We start from the raw sequence: 23,436 nt of genomic DNA on the forward strand, positions 1-23,436 counted from the left end.
TGAAGTAACAGTTGAGTCCAGAAACAAAAAAACCTATCGAAATTGATAGGTTTTAATATGTTTAATTCTACTCTTTTTCTAGATCTTCTTCTTTTGTTTTTTTTGGTTTATTTAGTTTTCCAAGCACAAAAATACTAGCCATTGCGATAATTGTAGTGCTTCCTAAAATAGATCCGATAGTCTCATGCCCTGTACTTCCCAAATAAGTACTTGCTATTATTATTAAAATACAAAGTACAAAACCAAATATTTGACCTTTATTACTTTGACTTAATTGTGATTTAATTGCCGTCTTTTCAATAATCATTCGGTGTTCTTGTTGCTTTTCTGCCATTATCATTATTCTATCGGCTCCATTAGGAATAACAGAGTTATATTGGACCATAGTTTCAGAGGAAGGAAGTGGTCCTGAATGATGATTTTGAGTAACGCTCATCATACTAATCTTTCTGATGGTTTGTAGAATTTCACCTTTTTTTTGATTATTTATACCCTTAAATACATCTGGATTTAAATGCTCTAGTTCTTCTTCAATCTCTATAATTTCGGAAGTAACGCTATTCTCTTCGTGGCCTCTTTCTTGCTCTTTGCCATTAACAGATTTTACAACTGGAGTTTTCTTTGGTTTTTTATTGATATCTTTTGACATATTGAATTATTTTAAGCAAAGTTTTTTTAAGTTTTGCTTAACAAATTTCTTTTGAGCGTCACGGATGTCTTTACCAACGTTTTGCCAATCTGAGGTTAATGCTTTTTGGTCTGCTTCTTCTTCTGTTTTTGAGGTGTTAAACTCATAAAAATTACCTGGTAAGTTTAGCACAGAACCGAAGCCTCTCCAAAAACTAGATTTTGAAAATAAATAATTCGTTTCGTATATTACCTTTGGTTCTCCCATAACTGTTGTGTTAAATGTTTATTAAAAATAAAATAGTTTATTTTAAGCGTGCGCAAAAGTAATACAATTGTTTTACTTTTAAAGTCACACATTAATTTTAAACTTTACACTAATTTAAGTTGTATTTGATTCTTTAAATGTAATCAAATATCATACCTTCTTATAACCAATCTAGTTAAAGTATTCATAATACTTTAACTAGATTGGCGTAAGATTTCTACGAAGTTATATTTTTTTTTTGACAAAGTCAATAGTAAATATAAAATATAATTTTAAAACTCCAGCGTATAATCAGCACCGTAATCCTTTGGAAGCATTCCTCCAACATCACGCAAATAATTACGCAAAGCCGTTTCGGTTGCATGGCCAGTAATAGGCATTAGTTTTAAAATAGCTTCATGTTCCGTTGATCCTTGTTTCATAAACGAGTAAAACAAGTCAATTGCAGCGGTATGACGAAAACTGTAAATACCATAGTCTTTGTTAAACTTAAAATGTGCCTTTACCTTTTCAAATTTATGCCCGTAATAATCAACTTTGGTTTTTTCTTTGGCATCCCAAACCTCAATCACTCCGTTTTTTGTAAATAGATTTGCCTTACTGGGTAGATTGCTTACGTCAATTCCTTCCAAAAAGGTAACGATAGGACCCACTAATTTTTTGGTTTGTTTTCGTTTGGTTTTGGTTTCGACTTGGAGATATTTTTCACGCAAATTAATGTCTTCCATTGTCAAACGTATAATTTCACGAGGTCGTAAAAAGGTGTAGATTACAAACTGAATAAAATAATAAAGTTGAATATCGTGTACCAGGAGATAGTCTCGCATATCCTTTACTTGATAACCCGTGAACGGGGTATTTTTTATAGGATCATCTTTTTTAGTTTCAATTTCAGAAACGATATTTTTAGGAATAATTTTATCTTTTACCAATTTTCCAAATAACCCAGACAAACATCGTTTGTAATTATCTTGCGAAGTTCCTCCCACTCCCCTACCTTGGGGTTTAGGTTTAATCAACCAGTTCATAAAAGCGATAATGTGAACTTCTTTTAATTCGGTTATATCAATATCAGGTAATGAATTCAAACCGACCCATTCCATAAAAACGCCCAGTCGAGTTTTATAATCGCTAGCAGTTGTATCTTTCCAACTTCCTAATTTATTGTTATAAGCATATTCTAGTGCCGTTTTTACAGTATAACTAATCTCGTCAAAGGATTTTTCATCAGCCTTTTCAATGGATTGTTTTTTTGCAAATTCAATTTCGTCGAAAGTTTTTAAGATTACCTCCACTTTATTAAATGGGTTGTAATTTTGATTCAGCAGTAGTGTATAAAAGTCTACCCAAACCTTACCCGCCTGCTTCCGATCAGCAACCGTTTTATAAGTATTTATTTTGCACGAATACTTAAATTTTGCCATCTTGTTAGTAGCAGGATTCCTAAAATAAAAATACACATACCAGCGGTTATTTGGCAAAACAGTTGGTTTTCCGTCCACTTTTGGTATGTACAATTTAACTTCTGAAAAGTCCCGCATCCCTACTTTGATTTTAAAGTTTATAGGCTCGTTTGTAGGCTCGTTTTGAATAATTATATCAAAATATTTCATAATAAGGAGAGAGCCAAAAACAAAAAAACCCTTATAAAATAAGGGTTTTCTTTGTACTCAGAGCGGGACTTGAACCCGCACGAACATTGCTGTTCACTGGATTTTAAGTCCAGCGTGTCTACCAATTTCACCATCCGAGCATTATTACTTTCAGATTTTCATATCTAATTTTTATAAAAATTAAATATAACTACCATTCCGGTATTTTATGGTTTGGAGCGAAAAACGGGGCTCGAACCCGCGACCTCGACCTTGGCAAGGTCGCGCTCTACCAACTGAGCTATTTTCGCATTTTCATTTCTTAAAAAGAACTACAATACTTGTTCTGTATTGCGGATGCAAATTTAGGACATTTATTGAATTACACAAGCCTTTTTTACAAAAAAATTGAAGATAAAAGTTAAACTATTGATAACCTAAACTTTAAAAACAATAAATTTATTTTCTTGTAAGCATTCTTTTTATTTCGTTCAATTTCATCAATGCCTCCATTGGCGTTATGGTATTTATATCTAAATTTAGAATTTCCTCTTTGATCTCCTCTAACAAAGGATCGTCTAAATTGAAGAAACTCATTTGCATTTCGTCTTTCTCGGATTTTATTCCATTCAATACATCGCCAGAATGATCTTTTTCCAATTTCTTCAATAGCTTTTGTGCTTTCAAAATTACGATTTGAGGCATTCCGGCCATTTTTGCCACATGAATTCCAAAACTATGAGCACTTCCTCCTTTGACTAGTTTTCTAATAAAAAGAACAGTATCTTTTAGTTCTTTGACTGAGACATTATAATTTTGAATCCTTGGCAAAGATTCGCTCATCTCATTTAACTCATGATAATGCGTTGCAAACAGTGTTTTAGGTCGAGAAGGATGCTCATGCAAGAACTCGGCAATAGCCCAAGCGATGGAAATCCCATCATATGTGCTGGTTCCCCTCCCTATTTCGTCTAACAGAACCAAACTTCTATCAGAAATATTGTTCAAAATCGAGGCCGTTTCATTCATTTCGACCATAAAGGTAGATTCACCCATCGAAATATTATCACTTGCCCCTACTCTAGTGAATATCTTATCTACAGTTCCCATTCGTACACTGTCAGCAGGAACAAAACTTCCCATTTGAGCCAGCAACACGATTAACGCTGTTTGTCGCAAAATAGCCGACTTTCCAGACATATTAGGACCGGTTATCATGATCATCTGTTGGGTTTCCCTATCCAAGAAAACATCATTTGCTATATAAGGCGTTCCCACTGGTAATTGCTTCTCGATAACGGGGTGTCGACCGTTCTTAATTTCCAGTTCGAAAGTTTCGTCAAGTTCAGGACAAACATATCTATTTTCGATTGCCAACTGCGTGAAAGAACACAAACAATCCAATTGCGCCACTAAATTGGCATTTAATTGAACTGGCTTTATATAAGTTGCGATCCAAGCAACCAATTGCTCAAATAACTCAGATTCTATTTTTTGGATTTTTTCCTCAGCACCCAGAATTTTTGTCTCGTATTCCTTCAGCTCTTCGGTAATGTAACGCTCAGCATTTACTAATGTTTGTTTACGAATCCATTCTGAGGGCACTTTATCTTTATGCGAATTTCTTACTTCAATATAGTAGCCAAAAACGTTATTAAAGGAAATTTTCAAAGAAGAAATACCCGTTAATTGCGATTCGCGCTTTTCTATTCCATCTAAAAATTCTTTCCCTGACGTTGATATTGCTCTCAAATCATCTAGCTCTTCACTGATTCCTTTAGCAATAACATTACCTTTAGCAACAGCTACCGGTGCATCTTGGTTTAATGTCTTTTTAATTTTTTCGCGCAGTAAATCACAGCTATGCAAACTATCTCCTATAATCCTTACAGCATCTTGAGGACTATCTAAAGCCAAAGCTTTTATGGGAATAATTGCGTCCAGCGATTCCTTTAGATAAACAACTTCACGTGGAGAAACTTTCCCCGCGGCTATTTTGGATATCAAACGTTCCAAATCTGAAATCTGTTTGATTTGCTGCTGCATACTCTGCAAAACCTCCTGATTTTCTTTCAAATAGGAAACTACTTGATGACGACTTCGAACTTTATTACCATCTTTTAAAGGTAATGCAAGCCAACGTTTTAACAAACGGCCTCCCATTGGCGAAAGTGTTTTATCAATTACGTCCAAAAGCGTCACCGCATTTGGATTGTAGCTATGATACAATTCTAAGTTACGAATCGTAAATCGATCCATCCACACGTAAGCATCTTCAGCTATACGCTGAACAGAAGTGATGTGCTGAACCTTATTGTGCTGTGTTTCGGACAAGTAATATAAAATGGCTCCCGAAGCAATAATTCCTTCCTTCAAATCTTCAATACCAAATCCCTTCAAGGAAACAGTCTGAAAATGCTTTGTTAAGATTTCGAATGCATAATCTTCTTTATAGATCCAATCTTCTAAATAAAAACTATGATAATCGTCTCCGAAAATTTCGCGAAAATCATTTTTATTGTTTTTCGGAATCAAAACCTCACTCGGGCTAAAATTTTGCAATAGCTTATCAATGTACTCTGCATTCCCCTGAGCAGTAAGAAACTCACCTGTAGAAACATCTAAAAAAGATATTCCAATCGATTTATTAGCAAAATAAATTGAAGCTAAAAAATTATTTGTTTTGGAATTTAAGACTTCATCATTCATGGAAACTCCAGGAGTAACTAATTCTGTTACGCCACGTTTTACAATAGTTTTTGTCATCTTAGGATCCTCTAGCTGATCACAAATTGCTACACGAAGTCCGGCCTTAACCAATTTTGGCAAATAGGTATTTATCGAATGATGAGGAAAACCCGCTAATGCTGTCTCAGTAGCTGAACCTGCCCCTCTCTTTGTCAGAGTAATTCCTAGTATCTTAGAAGCCCGAACTGCATCATCGCCAAAAGTTTCGTAAAAATCGCCAACCCGAAACAACAAACAAGCATCAGGATACTTCCTTTTGATTTCATTATATTGTTTCATTAACGGTGTTTCCTTAACTACTTTATCTTTAGCTGCCAAATTATTTACTATTTATAGGTGATTGTAACAGCAGCGAATTTATATATTTAATAGCGAAAAAATAAACACTTCAAAAAAAATTAATACTTTTAGGGAAATTTTAAGTCAATGGCATGATATTTTCTTTAAATTTGTCAGTATAATTTTAAACTCAGAAAAATGAAAAAAATATTTACAATTGCAATGTTAGTTGTTTTAGGAATTACAACTACCCAAGCTCAAGAAACTAGAAAAAAATCAAAAGCTGTTACTACTAAAGTAAATGGAGCAGGACTAGTATTTGTAAATGAAACGATTGACTATGGTACTATTGCGCACAATGCTGATGGAAAACGTGAATTTGTTTTTACAAACAACGGTAACAAACCATTAATCATTACAAATACTCAAGGGTCATGTGGTTGTACAGTTCCTACATCTCCAAAAGAGCCAATTGCTCCAGGAGCAAAAGGAATAATTGGAGTACAATACGCTACAGACAGAGTTGGTGCTTTTACTAAAACGGTAACTGTAACTTCAAATGCAGCAGGACAAGCTACAAAAATCCTTACAATTAAAGGTGTTGTACTTGCAGATGGTGCTTCAAAAAGCTAAATTTTAATTAATATAAAAAAAGCTTCCCTTAAATCGGAAGCTTTTTTTTTGACTAAAACTCAAAACAGAATGAGAAAGCTAGAAAACAGCGAATTAGATCGAAAATCAATTGAAGATTTTAAGGAATCAGAAAAAACTCCAATTATTATAGTTTTAGATGACATTCGTAGTTTGCACAATATTGGATCCGTATTTAGGACTTCCGATGCTTTTTTGATTGAAAAAATCTACTTATGTGGTATCACAGCCACCCCTCCAAACAAGGAAATTCAAAAAACAGCACTTGGCGCAACCGAAACTGTATCATGGGAACACAACAAAAATGTTCTTGAAGTTATTGAAAACTTGAAGAGCGACAATATAACTACCTTAGCAATTGAACAAGTAGAAAGTGCCCTATTTCTTCAAGATTTTGAAGTAGAAAAAGGCAAAAAGTACGCTTTGGTGTTCGGGAATGAAGTCCACGGAGTTTCACAGGAAGCAGTTGCATTATGCGACGGATGTATCGAAATTCCGCAATTAGGAACCAAACATTCTTTGAACATTTCAGTAAGCGCAGGGATTGTAGTTTGGGATTTATTTTCTAAAATGAAGTGGCCAAAAAAGTTAATTTAAAAGCTATACTTTTACAGAATGGGCAAAAACAAATCATTTTATATAATTTTAGTTTTTATATTTCTTATTTCAAATCAGAACTTTGCAAATACTGAGTCTCCTAAACCAAAATTAACTAAATCTTTATTTGCAAACCAAGCACCCATAATTACTGCAACCGGAAATCAAGTATATTGTCCAGGAAGTTCACTAAAAATTGTTACTGACGTATCTATAATTGACTCCGATGATACAGGTACAGATGCTATTTATATTCAAATTTCATCTGGTTATGTAAATGGACAAGACAACTTACAATTAGCTAATCCTAGTTCACATCCTACAATTACAACAAGTTGGGATCCTATTGCAGGAAAACTGAAACTATCAAGTCCTATTATTGGAGCATTGGTATCTTACACCGATTTCATTGCAGCGATAAAAGATGTCGTATTCAGAAATTCATCTCCGAATCCATCAGGGGTTAGAAATTTTTCCATTACTATTGGGCAAGCCAATTATTTGCCATCAAACGGTCATTATTATCAATACATTTTGAATCCAGGAATTAGTTGGACAGCAGCAAAAACAGCTGCTGAAACGAGTACTTATTTTGGGTTAACAGGATACCTAGCTACAATTACAGCAGCTGACGAAGCACAACTATGTGGTGCACAGGCAACTGGAAACGGCTGGATTGGTGGTAGTGATTCAGAATCCGAAGGCGTGTGGAAATGGGTAACTGGCCCAGAAGCAGGGATAGTATTTTGGAATGGAAGAGCAAATGGTACATCTCCAACTTATGCAAATTGGAATAATGGAGAACCGAATAATAGTAATAACAATGAGCATTATGCGCACGTAAAATCACCGACGGTTCCGGGAACACCAGGATCTTGGAATGACCTGCGACTCAACGGAGACTCAACTGGGGACTATCAATCAAAGGGTTATATTGTGGAGTACGGAGGAATGCTCGGAGATCCTAATCTTCAAATTTCCGCAAGCACTACTATCGTGATTCCAAGAATAGAGAGCACGACTTCAGATTCAATTTGCAACTCAGGAACTGTTACACTTCAAGCTACTGCCTCAAATGGCAACATTTATTGGTATACTACAAAAACTGGAGGTTCATCTATACATACAGGAAATTCATTTACTACACCAACTATTAACACAACAACTTCCTATTATGTTGACGCCACAAATGGGAGTTGCCCAAATGTACCCAGAACAGAAGTTATAGCTACCATAAAGACGTTACCCACAATTACATCAACAACTACAACTTCAGTTTGCAACTCTGGAAATGCGACTTTAGCAGCCACAGCTTCAAACGGAAACGTACAATGGTATAATTCAGCAGGAAACTTATTAGCCACAGGAAATACTTTTACAACACCGATTATTTCAACTACAACAACTTATTATGTTGATGCTATTTCAAATGGATGTACAAGCCCGACACGAACCGCTGTTATTGCTACTGTGAATAATTCACCTACAGTGAACTCTACTACTCCATCATCAGTTTGCGGGCCAGGAACGCTAACTTTAAAAGCAATCCCTTCAGCTGGAAACATAAATTGGTACGACGCCCCAGCTGCTGGTTCTTTATTATTTATTGGAAACTCTTTTACAACTCCCGTCATAAACGCATCAACAACTTATTATGCTGAAGCCGTTTCAAATGGTTGTACAAGCGCCAGAAATCCAGTAACAGCAACAGTATACCCTATAAACACAATTACTGAGGAAGTGCTTTTATGCCAAGGTGAAAGAATCACATTAGATGCTTCCATTTCAGGAATGAATTATTTATGGTCACCAGGAGGAGAAACGACACAAACAATTGCAGTTTCAACTATTGGTATTTATAGTGTAACTATTAGTTCCCCGACTGTCATTTCCTGTGAATCAAAAAAGGACATTAGTGTTATAGAACATCCAAAACCTATTTTTAGTTCAATTCTGGTCAATGAAAACGCAATCAAAATTGAATTGGTAAACAATGAAAACTACTATGAATATTCGATAAATGGACTAGATTTTCAAGTGTCAAATCAATTTTCATACATTTCCAGCGGTCAACATACTGCTTTTGTGAGAGACAATAATGGATGTAACCTGGTAGCACAAGATTTCACCGTTTTTACAGTAGCCAAATATTTTACACCAAATTACGATGGCTTCAATGACGTATGGGAAATAAAGGAAATGCGTGATCACCCTAACTCAAGTGCTCAAATTTTTGACCGATACGGTAAATTAATAATAAGCCTAACTTCTAGTAAATATAGTTGGGATGGCAAATACAATAACAAGGTTTTGCCGGCAGATGATTATTGGTACCGTTTAAAACTAGATGACACCAAGCCCGAAATAACAGGCCATTTTACATTAAAAAGATAAATTACGAAGAAATTTTATTTTTAATTTCATCCAAAATATAGAGGTAATCCTCTTGATTTTTCACAAAATCCCTGTCTGAAACATCAATAATCAAAACATTCAATTCTGTTTGTGATTTAATATAATCCAAGTACCCGCTATTGATTTTGTCTAAATATTCAGCTGGAATTTTTTGCTCGTAGCTTCTGCCTCTTTTTTTAATATTTTGCAGCAAGCGTTCTGAATTTTGGTACAGATAAATATAGAGATCAGGCTTCGGCATCTCTCTGTAAATGATATCGAAAAGGTTACGATACAATCTGTATTCATCTTCCGCCAAGGTGATTTTGGCAAAAATCAATGATTTAAATATATGATAATCGGCAACTAGAAAGTCTTTAAACAAATCAAATTGAGCTAAATCATCTGACAACTGTTGATATCTGTCTGCTAGGAATGACATTTCTAATGGAAATGCATATCTATTTTGGTCTTCATAGAATTTTGGTAAAAAAGGATTATCGGCAAAACGTTCCAAAACTGTTTTTGCATTAAAATCCTCTGCAATTTTAGTTGCCAAGGTGGTCTTTCCCGCGCCAATATTCCCTTCGAAAGCGACATAGTTAAATTGCTCTAACGCAATATTTTGTAATGGGCTTTCTAAATGATGTGCTACAACACAATTACTATAATCAGGGCAAGCTTGAAGCATACTTGAAATTGATTTCTTAAAGACAGGATGCTCCCAATCCAAATTTAAATCCTGAATGGGCAATAACACGAATTTCCTTTCCTGCATTAAAGGATGTGGAATTTGGAGTTTTTCAGTTTCAATAATATCATTATCAAAAGCAATTAAATCGACATCAATAATTCTAGATTGATACCCTTTCTTCGCATTACGAATGCGGCCTAATTTCTTTTCAATCTTTAAAACTTGATTCAACATTTTAGATGCTGAACTAAAAGTATGTAATACCAAGGCGCAATTATAGAACGCATCACTTTCAAAACCCCAAGAGGGAGTCTCATATATTTTAGATACTTTAATGACTGTTCCAATTTCGCGATGTATCAATTCAATACATTGCGTCAGGTTTTCAAGTCGATTCCCTTGATTGCTTCCTATCGATAAAATGACCTGATGTTGTGATTTCATATTAAGCGCAAATTAACTAAAAGAATTTCAGAATAGAACTATATTTGCACAAAGTGTTGGTAACTAAATTCGGAAATTGTAAATAAAAAACTGTAACAATTAATCCTTTTTTACTACTTATTAAAAAAATATAATTATGAAGTTTTTAGGAAATGTATTGGCAACCATTATAGGTTTATTTGTTTTTTTAATGCTGTTCTTTTTTGGAATTTTGATGATTGCTGCCCTATTTGGTGGCGACTCTGAAACGGTAACAGTCAAAAACAACTCGGTGATTGAATTAGACCTTAAAAATATAAAATATGATTATGCAGGAAAATACAAAGATCCCTGGGTAACCATATTTTCAGATAAAAAAAGTGTTGGTTTAACGGATGTAATCAATGCTATTGAAGAAGCAAAAACGGATGGTGACATCAAAGGAATTTCTATTTTAAACGGTGAGTCTACTTTAGGAATGGCGCAAAGTAAAGCCTTAAGGGATGAACTTGAAAGCTTCAAGAAATCTGGGAAATTTGTAATGGCTTATGCCAATTCCTATACTCAGAAAGAATACTATCTTAATTCTGTCGCTAGTCCTATTTACTTGAATCCTGTAGCTGATATGGATTTCAAAGGATTATCTGCTGAAATACTTTTTTTTAAGGACTTTCAGGAAAAATCTGGTGTAAAAATGGAAGTAATTCGACATGGAAAATATAAAAGTGCCGTTGAACCGTTTCTAGAAAACGAAATGAGTGATGCCAATAGAGAACAAACTACTGCTTTATTAAATTCTATTTGGAGTTCAGTTGTATCAGAAATTTCAAAAAGCAGAAATGTTTCTGTTGAGAAACTTAACGAAATCGCAAATGGACTTTTGGCAAGAACTCCAGAAATGGCAAAAGCGCAACATTTAGTAGACATTATAGCATACGAAGATGTGTATCATGACGCTATCAGAAAGCTTTTAAAAGTAGAAAAAGAGGAAGAGTATAATAAAGTCGATATCTTCGATTATACTAAAAAAATGATGACAACATCAAACATCAATGATGCTAAAGATGAAATCGCCATTATTTATGCTCAAGGCGAAATTCAAAGCGGTGAAGGAGATGTCAACACCATAGGTGAAGGATCCATGCGTCGTTCTTTACAGGAAGCAAGAAGAAATAAAAATGTAAAAGCAATCGTACTTCGCATTGACAGTCCGGGAGGAAATGCCTTGACCTCAGATTTAATCTGGAGGGAAGTAGAATTAACTAAAAAAGTGAAGCCTGTTGTTGTTTCCATGGGTAACTATGCTGCTTCAGGTGGTTATTATATCGCTTGTAATGCAAATACTATTTTTGCAGAAAACAATACTATCACTGGTTCTATAGGGGTTTTTGGAATATTGCCTAATTTCAGCAAACTGACTACTAAAATTGGTATTAATGCACAACAAGTGAAAACACACGAGAATTCAGCTCGCTACAGTCCGTTTGTTCCATTGGATGACAAATTCAAAGAAGTAACACTTGAAGGTGTTGAACATATCTACAAAACTTTCGTGACTCATGTTGCCGAAGGACGAAAAATGACTTTTGCACAAGTTGACTCTATTGCACAAGGAAGAGTTTGGACTGGTTCTGAAGCTCTTAAAATTGGACTTGTAGACAAAATTGGTGGCTTGAATGAAGCAATAAAGGAAGCGGCAATTATAGCCAAAGTAAAAACATACAATACCCGTAATTATCCTGAATACGAAAAAGACTTTGATGATCTATTAGCTAATTTACCTTTTGGACAATCTAAAGAATCATTCATAAAACAGGAATTAGGAGAGGAAAACTATAAAGTCCTGCAAGGAATAAAAAGAATGCAATCTCAGAAAGGTGTTCAGACCATGATGCCATTTGAGATTAATATTCAATAAAAAAAGTACTAATAACTGAATCCGTTTGATAATTTTTCAAACGGATTTTTTTTTTGGCTTTTACCTTTCACATAAACAAGACTGACTACTCTTCCGAGTATTAAAAACAGCAATCTATTATTTATGAAAACTTTAGAGAACGTCTAATCGATAAATCACTATTTTTGTAAATAAATTATGGCAACATTTTTGCCTAATAAATAGAAATAAACCTCATACCTTATGTTAAAAACCATTTTAAAAATCATTGGGACTGTAATTATCTTAGTTGCTGTCTCACTATTTGCGATTCCTTATTTTTTTAAAGATGAGATAAAAGCTAAAATCACTGATGCCATAAATCAGAAAGTAGATGCTAAGGTTAGTTTTGCTGATGCAAATTTAAGTCTGTTCAAAAATTTCCCCAATGCAAACGTTACGCTAGATCAATTGGTCATTATCAATAAAGCCCCATTTGCTGGAGATACTCTAGTTTCATTAGAGGAATTAGACTTAAAGATGTCTATCAAAGAACTCTTTAAGGAAAAAGATGAAGCAATGGATATTCAGGGAATTACCTCAAAAAACGGTTTAATAAACATCCTTTTTAATAAAGATGGTGTTGGAAACTATGACATTGCACTAAAGGACAAAACAAGCGTTGATGAAAAAAGTAGCCCATTGTCATTAAACATCAAAAACTATAAATTTGAAAATTTCAAATTCAAGTATTATGATGAAAGTTCGAAAATAAAAATGCTAATCGACAGTATAAACCATGAGGGGACTGGTGACTTTGCAGCTTCAAAATTAGATTTAGTTACAAAATCTACTGCGAAAATCACACTGGACATGGATAAAGTCAACTATATGAACCAAGTTCCATTGACACTAGATGCCGTTTTGGGGATTGATTTAGAAAAGAGCAAATACACCTTTAAACAGAACAAAGCCTTAGTAAACCAACTGCCTTTAGAATTTGATGGGTATATCCAATTGGTTGAAGCTGGTCAGGAATATGATTTGAAATTCAAAACTCCAACCTCTTCATTCAAAAATTTCTTGGGAATCATTCCAGCGGTGTATGCTTCAAGCTTAGATAATGTAAAAACAACGGGAGACTTTACAGTTGCTGGTTTTGCTAAAGGGCTTTACTCAGATACTACTGTACCTAAATTCAATGTTGATATCGCATCAAATAATGCTTCATTCAAGTATCCTGATTTACCTAAGTCCGTTCAAAACATCGTAATTGACACTAAAATTATCAACGAAACTGGGATTTTAAATGACACTTACATTAATCTTGACAAGATGTCTTTCAAAATAGATCAAGATGTTTTTAATGCCAAAGCTAATATTAAAAACATTACCCAAAATGCCATAGTTGATGCTGCTCTTAAAGGAACTATCAATTTATCTAACCTATCTAAGGCTTATCCGATAAAACTGGATAAACCGTTGACTGGAATATTGAAAGCAGATGTGACTACAAAGTTTGATATGATTTCAGTCGAAAAAAGTGAATACCAGAATATTAATAATGCAGGAACGATGAGTTTGTCTGATTTTAAATATGCTGATGAAAACGGAAAAACAATGAATATCAGCAATGCTTTGGTACAGTTTAATCCGAGTCAGGTCAATTTGAAACAATTTAATGCGACAACTGGAAAAAGTGATCTTAGCGTAACTGGAATTTTGGAGAATTTTTATGGTTTCATATTTAAAAACCAAGAGCTGAAAGGAAATTTCAATCTGAATTCAAACCAATTAGCTGTTAGCGATTTCATGACCACCGAAGAGGACAGTAAAACTGCAGCTAAAACAACGGAAGCAATGAAAATCCCTGCTTTCCTAAATTGCTCGCTTATTGCAAAAGCAAATACGGTACTGTATGACAATTTAACCTTGAAAGATGTTTCAGGGAAACTGATTGTGAAAGACGAAAAACTAACGATGGAAAACATAAAAAGTTCCATTTTTGGTGGGACAATTGGCTTGAATGGTGCTGTTTCCACAAAAGGAAAAACTCCTGTTTTCCAAATGGATTTGGGACTAAACCAAGTTGACATTGCACAATCGTTTACGCAACTGGATATGTTGAAAAAACTTGCACCAATTGCAGGGATTATCAACGGGAAATTAAATTCAACCATAAAACTGAATGGATTTCTTAACGAGAATACAATGAGCCCAGACCTAAAAACACTGACCGGTGATTTATTAGGACAATTGCTTTCCACTACCCTAAACTCGACAAATTCGACCTTGTTGACTGCGCTGGGTTCTAACTTGAAATTTATTGATGTCAGCAAGATTGATTTAAACAATCTGAAAGCGGCAATAACCTTCAAGGATGGAATGGTAAACGTAAAACCATTTGACATCAAGTACAAGGACATTAAAGCTACTATTGGCGGAAGTCATGGTTTTGACCAAAAGATGAATTACAATTTAAAATTTGATGTTCCTGCTAAATACCTAGGAACGGAAGCTAATGCACTAATCGCAAAATTATCTGCTGCCGATGCCGCAAAAATGGAAAGCATACCCATTAATGCTGTGCTTACAGGTAACTTCACTAACCCAAAAATAACTACAGATATAAAAAGTGCGGTCACGAACCTGACCAATCAATTAGTAGCGCAACAAAAAGAACGACTACTGAATCAAGGAACTTCTGCATTAACTGATTACATCAACAAAAATAAGAAACCCGCTGACACAACAAAAACGGCTGTTCCAGCAACAAAAGAAGAGGTAAAAACAAAAGCGGTTGAAGAAGTAAAAACGAAAGCAAGCGATCTATTGAATGGATTGTTTAACAAAAAGAAAAAAGTAGAGGAAGAACCTAAAACTCCTTAACAAGCAAAAAGCCCAAAAGCAAATTACTTTTGGGCTTTTTTATTATACTGAAATCCTAACGACATATCCCTCGGAACTGCGAATATTAAAGACTGTTCCGTCTTCAAACATTAAGTATTGCCCTTTTATACCTGTCAATTTGCCTTCAAAAGTCGGTGTTTTTTCAAGACTTAAACTTTTGACTTTCGTAGGGTATTCTAAAACAGGATAATGCATTTCATACAAATCATTTTTGTTTAAAAAGAAATACTCCTGCACTTCAGCTGGTAGTATTTTTTCCAGCTTTAACCTTTCTTCCAATAGGTCAATATGCTCAATAGAATTCGTCAACATTTTTCGCCAATTGGTTTTATCAGCATAATGATCTTTCAAAGCTACCTCGGTAACTCCTGCCAAATACCTATTCGGAACTTCAACTATAGAAACAGCCTGAATTGCTCCTTGATCAATCCATCTTGTGGGAACCTGAGTTTTTCTAGTCACTCCTACTTTGACTTCGCTTGACAAAGCCAAGTAAACGATGTGGGGCTGTAATTGCACTTTCTCTTCATAGGCCAAATCTCTGTCTTGAATCCCAAGATGCGCAGTACTCAGTTCGGGTTTCATGATCCAATCTCCAACCGATGCGCTCGAGTAAAAGCAATCATAACAAAATCCTTGACGGTATATTTTTTTCTTTTTCCCACAATTCAAACATTGGTACCCCGAAAAATTAATTTCAATATTTTTATTCAGTAATTGATTCACATTCAAAAAACTGTCTTCAAAAACCAGATAATATTGAATTGGATCACCCAATTCAGTTTGCATTTTTGTAAGTACTCCCTCGTATTGCATAAATTATATTTTCTTTTTTAGAATTCTCAATTCAAAATAAGGTTTTGATTTAAACCCTGAATTGTATGCGTTTGTTAGGAATTCTATATTTTTTTACTATTTTTGATAACGTTGTAAAGTTAGTATTTGTTATTTGATATTCAAATCCTGATTCCAAAATCCTAAATCTAAATTCCTACTTAAAAAAATGCCTATACAATTACTTAATTCATTTGCATCTTGGGTTTTGAAACAGCGAATCCATCAGATAGAACTTTTCTTAAAATACCCAAATGAGGTTCAGGAAGAGTTGCTTATGAATTTAATTCAGTCATCAAAAAACACGATTTTAGGTAAAAAATATGATTACGCTACGATAAACTCCTACGCTACTTTTGCTGATAGAATTCCTATTTCTAGTTACGAAGAATTACAACCGCTGATTGAGAGAACTCGAAAAGGAGAACAAAATGTTTTTTGGGAAACTCCAATAAAATGGTTTGCAAAATCAAGTGGTACTACTGATGCAAAAAGTAAGTTTATCCCCGTGAGTAATGAAGCACTAGAAGATTGCCATTACAAAGGGAGCAAAGATTTACTGTGTCTGTATCTCAACAACAATGAAGACTCACAACTTTTCCTTGGAAAAAGCCTTCGTCTTGGCGGAAGCGCTCAAATATACGAAGACAACAATACTTTTTTTGGCGATTTATCTGCGATATTAATTGAAAACATGCCTATTTGGGCCGAATTCAGTAGCACGCCAAGTAATAAAATTTCGCTTATGAGCGAATGGGAAGCAAAGATTGCAGCCATCATTAATGAAACCAAAAAAGAAAATGTCACGAGTTTTGCTGGCGTACCTTCTTGGATGCTTGTCTTAATGAATAAAATGCTTGAAGACACTGGCAAAGGCAATCTGTTTGAGATTTGGCCAAATTTAGAAGTCTATTTTCATGGCGGTGTAAGCTTTGACCCATACCGAGAACAATACAAAAAAATACTCCCAAAAAGGGATTTTAAGTATTACGAAATATACAATGCCTCTGAAGGATTTTTTGCCATTCAGGACCTTAACAATTCCAGCGATTTGTTGTTAATGCTAGATTACGGAATTTTCTATGAATTTATTCCAATGGATACTTTTGGAACAGTAGACCAAAAGACCATTCGTTTGGCTGATGTGGAATTGTTTAAAAATTATGCTTTGGTCATCACAACTAATTCAGGATTGTGGCGTTATTTAATAGGAGACACCGTGCGTTTCACCTCATTAAGTCCCTACCGAATTAGGGTAACAGGCAGAACAAAACATCATATCAATGTGTTTGGTGAAGAATTAATGGTTGAAAATACAGATCAGGCAATTGCCAAAGCATGTAGAGTCACTCGTTCTGAAATTGTTGATTATACTGTCGCTCCTATATTTATGATTGACAGAGAGAAAGGCGCACATGAATGGATGATTGAATTCAAAAAGAAACCTACAGACATGGCGTTGTTTCAAAAAGTATTAGATGAAACTATACAATCTGTGAATTCAGATTACGAGGCAAAAAGACACAATAACATGACTCTAAATCCGTTAGTCATAAACATCGCTCGTGAAAACCTATTTTATGAATGGCTAAAAGACCGCAATAAGTTAGGTGGACAGCATAAAATACCTAGATTATCTAACCAAAGAGATTATCTAGAGCAATTGAAAGAGATGCAATCTAAAGTAATACTATAAATGAGAAAAATACTCCCACTCCTATTTACCATTTTCTTGCTGGCCTCCTGCGGACCGCACAGAATGCGTTGTGGAGCAAGAGGAATTTGTAAAGCTCCCGAAAAACAATTAATCGAAAAACCTGAAAAAGTACCTTTCGTTAAGGCATAAAAATATAGAATGCATAAAAAAAGCCTTAGTTCGAGAAGAACCAAGGCCATTTATAAATTATTTATTTTGTCACAAAGCCATTGCCGTAAATTGATTTTACCCAATAGAATAATAGCAATAGAGATTCTTATTAAAGAATATACAAAATAATACTGTTTTTCAAAAAGCTAGGTTATGAGAAGCTGAAACAGCCAGTAAACCCTTTTTAAAACTACTAATTATATGTGATAAAGAGATTTATAACCAACCACTTAATTATTACTCTTTCATCATATCAATGTGTCTGTCGTGATAACCTAAAAGGTACAAAACACCATCCAGCCCTAAACTTGAAATAGAAGTCGAAGCACTTTCCTTCACCGTTGGTTTGGCATGAAAAGCAATTCCTAAACCAGCTAAATTTAGCATCGGTAAGTCATTAGCTCCATCTCCCACTGCAATCGTTTGGTCTATATGTATGCCTTCTTTATCAGCAATGGCTTGTAGGTATTCTGCTTTCTTCGCGCCATCTACAATTTCACCTAAATATTTACCTGTCAATTTACCGTCTATAATCTCTAGTTCATTGGCATGAACGTAATCAATCCCTAATTCTTTTTGCAGATACTTCCCAAAATAGGTGAATCCTCCAGATAAAATTGCGGTTTTGTATCCGTAATATTTTAAGGCCTTCATCAAGCGATGTGCGCCTTGAGTTATAGGTAAGTTTTCAGCAACTGTTTTCAGTACATCTTCACTCAAGCCTTCTAACAACGCCATTCGTTGTTTGAAGCTTTCGCTAAAATCTATTTCACCATTCATAGCTGATTCTGTGATAGCTCTTACCTGCTCACCTACACCAGCCAGATCAGCTAGTTCATCAATAACTTCTGTCTGAATTAAGGTAGAATCCATATCAAAACATACTAAACGTCTGTTTCTTCTATACATATTGTCTTCCTGAAAAGAGATATCTACATTCAAAGTTCTGGAAATTTCCATAAAACTGGAAGTCATCAAAGTCTTATCTAAAATGTTACCTGTTACAGATAATTGTACGCAAGAACGAGGAAACTCCTCTTTTTCAATAATCGAAACTCGACCTGTTAATCTTTTTATGGCATTAATATTTAAGCTTTGGTCAGACATTATTTTAGTCACGGCAGACAACTGTACCGCTGTCAATGTTTCTCCTAAAATATTTATTATATAACGTTCCTTATGCTGTGTTTTTACCCAGATTTCATAATCAGCAATAGTAATAGGAATAAACTTAACCTTTATGCCTAATTCATATGCTTTAAACAATAAATCTTTCAAAACAGGTCCCGAAGTAGAGCCTGACTGTATTTCAAATAAAATACCCAAAGACAAGGTGTCATGAATATCCGCTTGTCCAATATCTAAAACAATAGCATCATAGTTAGCCAATATAGAAGTCAAACCAGCAGTTACTCCCGGTTTGTCCTGACCAGACACTTTTAATAAAATAATTTCTTTTTCTTCTATTATCATTTTGTATTAATATTGATTTACAGTAAACAAAAATCGGGAATCTAATGTTTATAAAAAAGTATAATGTTTGTTTTTTCAAACAATAACAAATAGTTCAAATTATCCACAAAAAAACCTGTTCAAATGACTGAACAGGTTTATATTATTGAGAAAAACGCAATCGTTACGAAGCGATTTCTAATCGTTTCAACAAATTCTTGTTCAAGGTTTCCTTAGCGTATTCTACGTCAATTTCTAAAGTCTTATCATCTGAACTTGGTAATTCATACATCGCATCAGTTAAGACTGCCTCGCATAACGAACGCAATCCACGAGCTCCTAATTTGTATTCTAATGCTTTATCAACGATAAAATCTAAAGCTTCATCAGTGATACTGAATTCAACCTCGTCCATCAAGAACAATTTTTGATATTGTTTGATCAACGCATTTTTAGGCTGTGTCAAAATCGCTCTTAAGGTTTCTCTGTCTAATGGATCCATGTGTGTCAATACTGGCAAACGGCCAATAATCTCAGGGATTAATCCAAAATCTTTGATATCCTTAGGAATGATGTATTGTAACAAATTCTCTTTGTCAATATTATCGACATTCTTTGAAGTTGAATACCCTACAGCTTGACGATTCAATCGTTTCGAAATGATTCTTTCGATTCCGTCAAAAGCACCACCTGCGATAAACAAAATGTTTTGCGTATTTACTTCCACAAATTTCTGGTCTGGGTGCTTACGTCCTCCTTTTGGCGGTACGTTGACAACTGTTCCTTCTAATAGTTTTAGTAATGCTTGTTGAACTCCCTCTCCAGAAACGTCACGAGTAATTGAAGGGTTATCACTTTTACGGGCAATTTTGTCAATTTCATCAATAAACACAATTCCACGTTCTGCTTTGGCAACATCATAATCCGCTGCCTGAAGCAAACGAGTCAAAATACTTTCGACATCTTCTCCTACATAACCTGCTTCTGTAAGTACTGTAGCATCTACAATAGCCAAAGGAACATCTAGCATTTTAGCAATGGTTTTAGCAACCAAAGTTTTACCAGTTCCTGTTTGACCTACCATGATGATATTACTTTTTTCAATCTCTACCTCATCGTCCAGTTGCTGTTGCATCAAACGTTTGTAGTGATTGTAAACCGCAACCGACATTACTTTTTTAGTTTGGTCTTGACCAATAACATATTGATCTAAGAACGCCCTGATTTCTTTTGGTTTCTTTAAAACAAGATCTCCCAATAGTTTTGAACTACCGCTTGATTTTATTTCTTCCAAAACAATCCCATGTGCTTGCTCGATACATTTATCACAGATATGCGCATCGATTCCCGCAATCAACAATTGGGTGTCTGGCTTTTTCCTTCCACAAAATGAACATTCTAATTTCTCTTTCGCCATCTTTTTTTGTTTAAAGTTTAAAAGTTTAAAGTTTAAGGTTACCGTGGCAACATTAAACTTTAAACATTAAACTTGTAACTATTTTTTTTATCCTCTTTTCAACACCTCATCAATCATTCCGTATGCTTTTGCTTCTTCAGCAATCATCCAATAATCGCGCTCGCTATCATCGTGTACTTTATCAAAAGTTTGCCCTGAATGGTGCGAAATGATTTTATACAATTCGTCTTTCAGTTTCAACATTTCTCTCAAGTTGATTTCCATATCAGTTGCAACACCTTGCGCTCCTCCTGATGGTTGGTGAATCATTACTCTTGAGTGTGGCAATGCTGAACGTTTTCCTGGCGCACCTGCACATAACAATACCGCTCCCATAGAAGCAGCCATTCCTGTACATATTGTAGCTACATCAGGCTTGATGTATTGCATCGTGTCATATATTCCTAAACCTGCATAAACACTTCCTCCTGGAGAGTTCAAATAAATTTGAATGTCCTTAGAAGCATCGGCACTTTCAAGAAACAACAATTGTGCTTGAACGATGTTTGCTATTTGGTCATCAATTCCTGTTCCTAGGAAAATAATTCTGTCCATCATCAATCTCGAAAAAACGTCTAATTGCGAAATATTCAGCTGACGTTCTTCAATAATATAGGGAGTCATATTTTTAGGAGTCATTGCACCTACGATTTTATCGTAATACATGGAGTTTACACCGTGATCCTTTGTAGCAAATTTTTTGAATTCTTTACCGTAGTTCATATTTTTTTGTTCTAAGTTTTACGTTTATTATTGTGTCTGTTTTCTTTAAAGCAAAGGTCATACCTATTTCTAAATGATGTCAATATGTCCTCTTTTTAGCCCAGATTATAGTGAAAAGCTTTTTGAAAACTGTTTCTTCGTTTTTTCATTCTTGTAAAGCGACTGCAAGAAGCTCTTACAAGAAGAATAAAAACTGAAACAGTTGAAAAAACTTGTAACGGAAAGCTGGATTAGCTTCTAAAAATTAATTCAAACAAAAGAGCGTCAAAAAAAAATTTCCTTTGACGCTCAAATATAACTATTTTTTATTGTTTACTATCTGTAATCAAATCATAAAATTTTGATAATCTCCTGCTTTCTTAGGGCTTTTGACTTCAGACTTTATGAAATTACAGACTGAAATTTATTCTCCGTAAGACGCAGCGATAAATTCGTCGTAAGTAACTTCTTTAGTTGTTGGGTTTGCTTTTTCTTTAAATAATTCCAATAATTTCTCAGCTACAACTTGGTCAGAAAGTCTTTTTACTTCGTCTTGGTTAGACAAAACTCTCGCAACAATTCCTTGAACTTCTGCGTCCGTAGGATTTGCTTGTCCGAATTGTGCCATTTGTTGACGGATGTTTTTTGTAGTAAAAGTTTTCAAGTCTTCAAAAGTGATTTTGATGTCAGATTGAGCCATTGCTCTACCTTCGATCAATTGAAAACGCAATCCTCTTTCAGAACGTGCATATTCAACTTCAGCTTCTTCAGGAGATAATTTTTTCTCTCCAACAGTTTGTAACCATTTTTTAAGAAATTCTGCTGGTAAATCAAATTTTGTGCTTGAGATCAAAAATTCAGTAACATCAGCTAATAATTTTTGGTCAGCTTGTGTTGCAAATTGAGATTCAGCATCTTCTTTGATTTTCGCTTTCAATTCTTCTAATGAAGAAACAGTTCCAGCTCCGAACAATTTGTCAAACAAATCTTGATTTAATTCAGCTAATTCAGTTGTCTTGATTGATTCGATTGTAAAATCTACATCAACAGCTAATTCGTGAACATCATCATGATCTACTTTCATCACGTCCATCAATTGATGTGCGTCTTCAAATAAATCTTTAGTATTTACAGTAACAACATCACCTACTTTTTTACCGATGAATTTATCAGCAGTCGCTTTGTCTTTGAAAATATCCAAAGCAATAGTTGTTGTGTTGTTAATCGCTTTTTCTTCGTTTGTGAAAGTTCCAGTCAAATCAGCTCCAGCAACTACAGTTTCCTGAGGAATTGCAGTACCAAATTGTTTTTGGATACGCTCTACTTGACCATCAATTAATTTGTCGTCAGCAGAAACTACATATTTCACGATATCGTTTTTAGCCTCTAAGTCTAATGTGAAGTCAGGAACTAAACCAATTTCATATTCAAAAACCAATTCTTCAGCATCCCAAGAAAAATCTTCGTTTACTTTAGGAAGTGTAGTTCCAAGAAGGTTTAATCTTTCTGATTGAACGAAACGCTCTAAAGCCAAATCAACCACTTTTTGAACTTCTTCTTGTTTGATTGCCTTACCGTATTGTTTTTCAACAAGATCTTTAGGCACAGCCCCTTTTCTAAATCCTTTAACGGTTGCCAAAGGCATTTTTTCGTTTATTCTTTTTGCTACTTGACCTTTGTAATCCATAGGAACAACTGTCATTACAATCGTTTCGTTTACAGCGTCTATTGCTACTCTTTTGATATCCATCTTCTTCTTTAATTTACATGATAAAATTCGACTGCAAAATTATAAAATTTTTCCAAGCCAACCAAGCTTTTTTATCCCCTATCCTGAAGCCTAAAAACGCGACGGAATTTCAGCCAATTCTAAGTCCGTAAATCAGCTGTCTTCCTTTTATTTTGGGCGTGACCGCAAGGGTCAGGCTGTACGTTCCCGCTTTTATTGTTTTGCACCAATGGGCAAAACAATAAAGAGCTCCACTTCCATCCTTCACGCGGAACGAAGTGCTCAACAACAAAAAGCATTTTGAGGATCTATCAGATAATTATTATATATTTGAATT

General features: G+C 34.7%; 17 protein-coding genes and 2 tRNA genes. 7 read left to right on the plus strand and 12 right to left on the minus strand.

Annotation, left to right across the window (positions count from 1 at the left end; all coding sequences use genetic code 11):
- Positions 1–67: 67 nt before the first annotated feature.
- The 6 genes from BLV91_RS10810 to mutS form a co-directional block, all read right to left on the minus strand.
- Positions 68–649, minus strand: coding sequence for a DUF2335 domain-containing protein (locus tag BLV91_RS10810; RefSeq protein ID WP_091432986.1), 582 nt, complete (start codon positions 647–649; stop codon positions 68–70).
- A 6-nt stretch (positions 650–655) separates the two neighbouring features.
- Positions 656–895, minus strand: coding sequence for a hypothetical protein (locus BLV91_RS10815; RefSeq protein WP_175513995.1), 240 nt, complete (start codon positions 893–895; stop codon positions 656–658).
- Between the two features lie 272 nt (positions 896–1,167).
- Entirely contained in the window at positions 1,168–2,508 is a 1,341-nt protein-coding gene (locus BLV91_RS10820) for a tyrosine-type recombinase/integrase (protein WP_091432987.1), read from the minus strand.
- A 54-nt stretch (positions 2,509–2,562) separates the two neighbouring features.
- Positions 2,563–2,648, minus strand: a tRNA-Leu gene (locus tag BLV91_RS10825).
- Between the two features lie 74 nt (positions 2,649–2,722).
- A tRNA-Gly gene (locus BLV91_RS10830) sits at positions 2,723–2,798 on the minus strand.
- A gap of 148 nt (positions 2,799–2,946) precedes the next feature.
- The gene (gene mutS, locus BLV91_RS10835) at positions 2,947–5,553 is read right to left on the minus strand and encodes a DNA mismatch repair protein MutS (RefSeq protein WP_175513996.1); all 2,607 of its coding nucleotides are present in this window, start codon (positions 5,551–5,553) and stop codon (positions 2,947–2,949) included.
- Positions 5,554–5,712: 159 nt separating this feature from the next.
- Between mutS and BLV91_RS10840 the strand changes: the two genes are divergently transcribed.
- The 3 genes from BLV91_RS10840 to BLV91_RS10850 all read left to right on the plus strand — a co-directional run bounded on the left by BLV91_RS10840 (position 5,713) and on the right by BLV91_RS10850 (position 9,156).
- Positions 5,713–6,147: a DUF1573 domain-containing protein gene (locus BLV91_RS10840; protein ID WP_091432993.1), complete on the plus strand. Its 435-nt coding sequence runs from the start codon at positions 5,713–5,715 to the stop codon at positions 6,145–6,147.
- 69 nt (positions 6,148–6,216) lie between these two features.
- Positions 6,217–6,762 carry an RNA methyltransferase gene (locus tag BLV91_RS10845; RefSeq protein ID WP_091432996.1) on the plus strand — a complete coding sequence of 182 codons (546 nt, stop codon included), beginning with the start codon at positions 6,217–6,219 and terminating at the stop codon, positions 6,760–6,762.
- Between the two features lie 18 nt (positions 6,763–6,780).
- On the plus strand, positions 6,781–9,156 hold the full coding sequence (locus tag BLV91_RS10850) for an Ig-like domain-containing protein (RefSeq protein WP_245709673.1): 2,376 nt from the start codon (positions 6,781–6,783) through the stop codon (positions 9,154–9,156).
- Position 9,157: 1 nt separating this feature from the next.
- On the opposite strand, the gene folK is transcribed toward BLV91_RS10850, so the two are convergent.
- Entirely contained in the window at positions 9,158–10,294 is a 1,137-nt protein-coding gene (gene folK, locus BLV91_RS10855) for a 2-amino-4-hydroxy-6-hydroxymethyldihydropteridine diphosphokinase (RefSeq protein ID WP_091432999.1), read from the minus strand.
- A gap of 136 nt (positions 10,295–10,430) precedes the next feature.
- On the opposite strand from folK, the gene sppA reads away from it, so the two are divergent.
- Positions 10,431–12,191, plus strand: a complete 1,761-nt coding sequence (sppA, locus tag BLV91_RS10860; protein WP_091433002.1) for a signal peptide peptidase SppA — start codon at positions 10,431–10,433, stop codon at positions 12,189–12,191.
- Between the two features lie 222 nt (positions 12,192–12,413).
- Positions 12,414–15,038, plus strand: a complete 2,625-nt coding sequence (locus BLV91_RS10865; RefSeq protein WP_091433006.1) for an AsmA family protein — start codon at positions 12,414–12,416, stop codon at positions 15,036–15,038.
- Between the two features lie 42 nt (positions 15,039–15,080).
- Here BLV91_RS10865 and BLV91_RS10870 read toward each other — a convergent pair whose 3' ends face one another.
- Entirely contained in the window at positions 15,081–15,875 is a 795-nt protein-coding gene (locus BLV91_RS10870) for a DUF2797 domain-containing protein (protein ID WP_091433008.1), read from the minus strand.
- 187 nt (positions 15,876–16,062) lie between these two features.
- Between BLV91_RS10870 and BLV91_RS10875 the strand changes: the two genes are divergently transcribed.
- Positions 16,063–17,589, plus strand: coding sequence for a GH3 auxin-responsive promoter family protein (locus BLV91_RS10875; RefSeq protein ID WP_091433011.1), 1,527 nt, complete (start codon positions 16,063–16,065; stop codon positions 17,587–17,589).
- Positions 17,590–17,739 (plus strand): hypothetical protein, encoded by a 150-nt coding sequence (locus BLV91_RS17005; protein ID WP_175513997.1) that lies wholly within the window; start codon positions 17,590–17,592, stop codon positions 17,737–17,739.
- A gap of 258 nt (positions 17,740–17,997) precedes the next feature.
- Here the strand turns inward: BLV91_RS17005 and serB are convergent, their stop codons facing one another.
- The 4 genes from serB to BLV91_RS10895 all read right to left on the minus strand — a co-directional run bounded on the left by serB (position 17,998) and on the right by BLV91_RS10895 (position 23,120).
- On the minus strand, positions 17,998–19,233 hold the full coding sequence (gene serB / locus BLV91_RS10880; RefSeq protein WP_091433014.1) for a phosphoserine phosphatase SerB: 1,236 nt from the start codon (positions 19,231–19,233) through the stop codon (positions 17,998–18,000).
- Between the two features lie 163 nt (positions 19,234–19,396).
- Positions 19,397–20,629: an ATP-dependent Clp protease ATP-binding subunit ClpX gene (clpX, locus tag BLV91_RS10885; protein ID WP_091433017.1), complete on the minus strand. Its 1,233-nt coding sequence runs from the start codon at positions 20,627–20,629 to the stop codon at positions 19,397–19,399.
- Between the two features lie 87 nt (positions 20,630–20,716).
- Positions 20,717–21,391: an ATP-dependent Clp endopeptidase proteolytic subunit ClpP gene (gene clpP, locus BLV91_RS10890; RefSeq protein WP_091433019.1), complete on the minus strand. Its 675-nt coding sequence runs from the start codon at positions 21,389–21,391 to the stop codon at positions 20,717–20,719.
- A 403-nt stretch (positions 21,392–21,794) separates the two neighbouring features.
- A complete protein-coding gene (locus BLV91_RS10895; RefSeq protein WP_091433022.1) occupies positions 21,795–23,120 on the minus strand; it encodes a trigger factor in 1,326 nt (441 codons plus the stop codon).
- Positions 23,121–23,436: the final 316 nt, after the last annotated feature.

The sequence above is a fragment of the Flavobacterium degerlachei genome (assembly GCF_900106645.1).
Taxonomy (GTDB): domain Bacteria; phylum Bacteroidota; class Bacteroidia; order Flavobacteriales; family Flavobacteriaceae; genus Flavobacterium; species Flavobacterium degerlachei.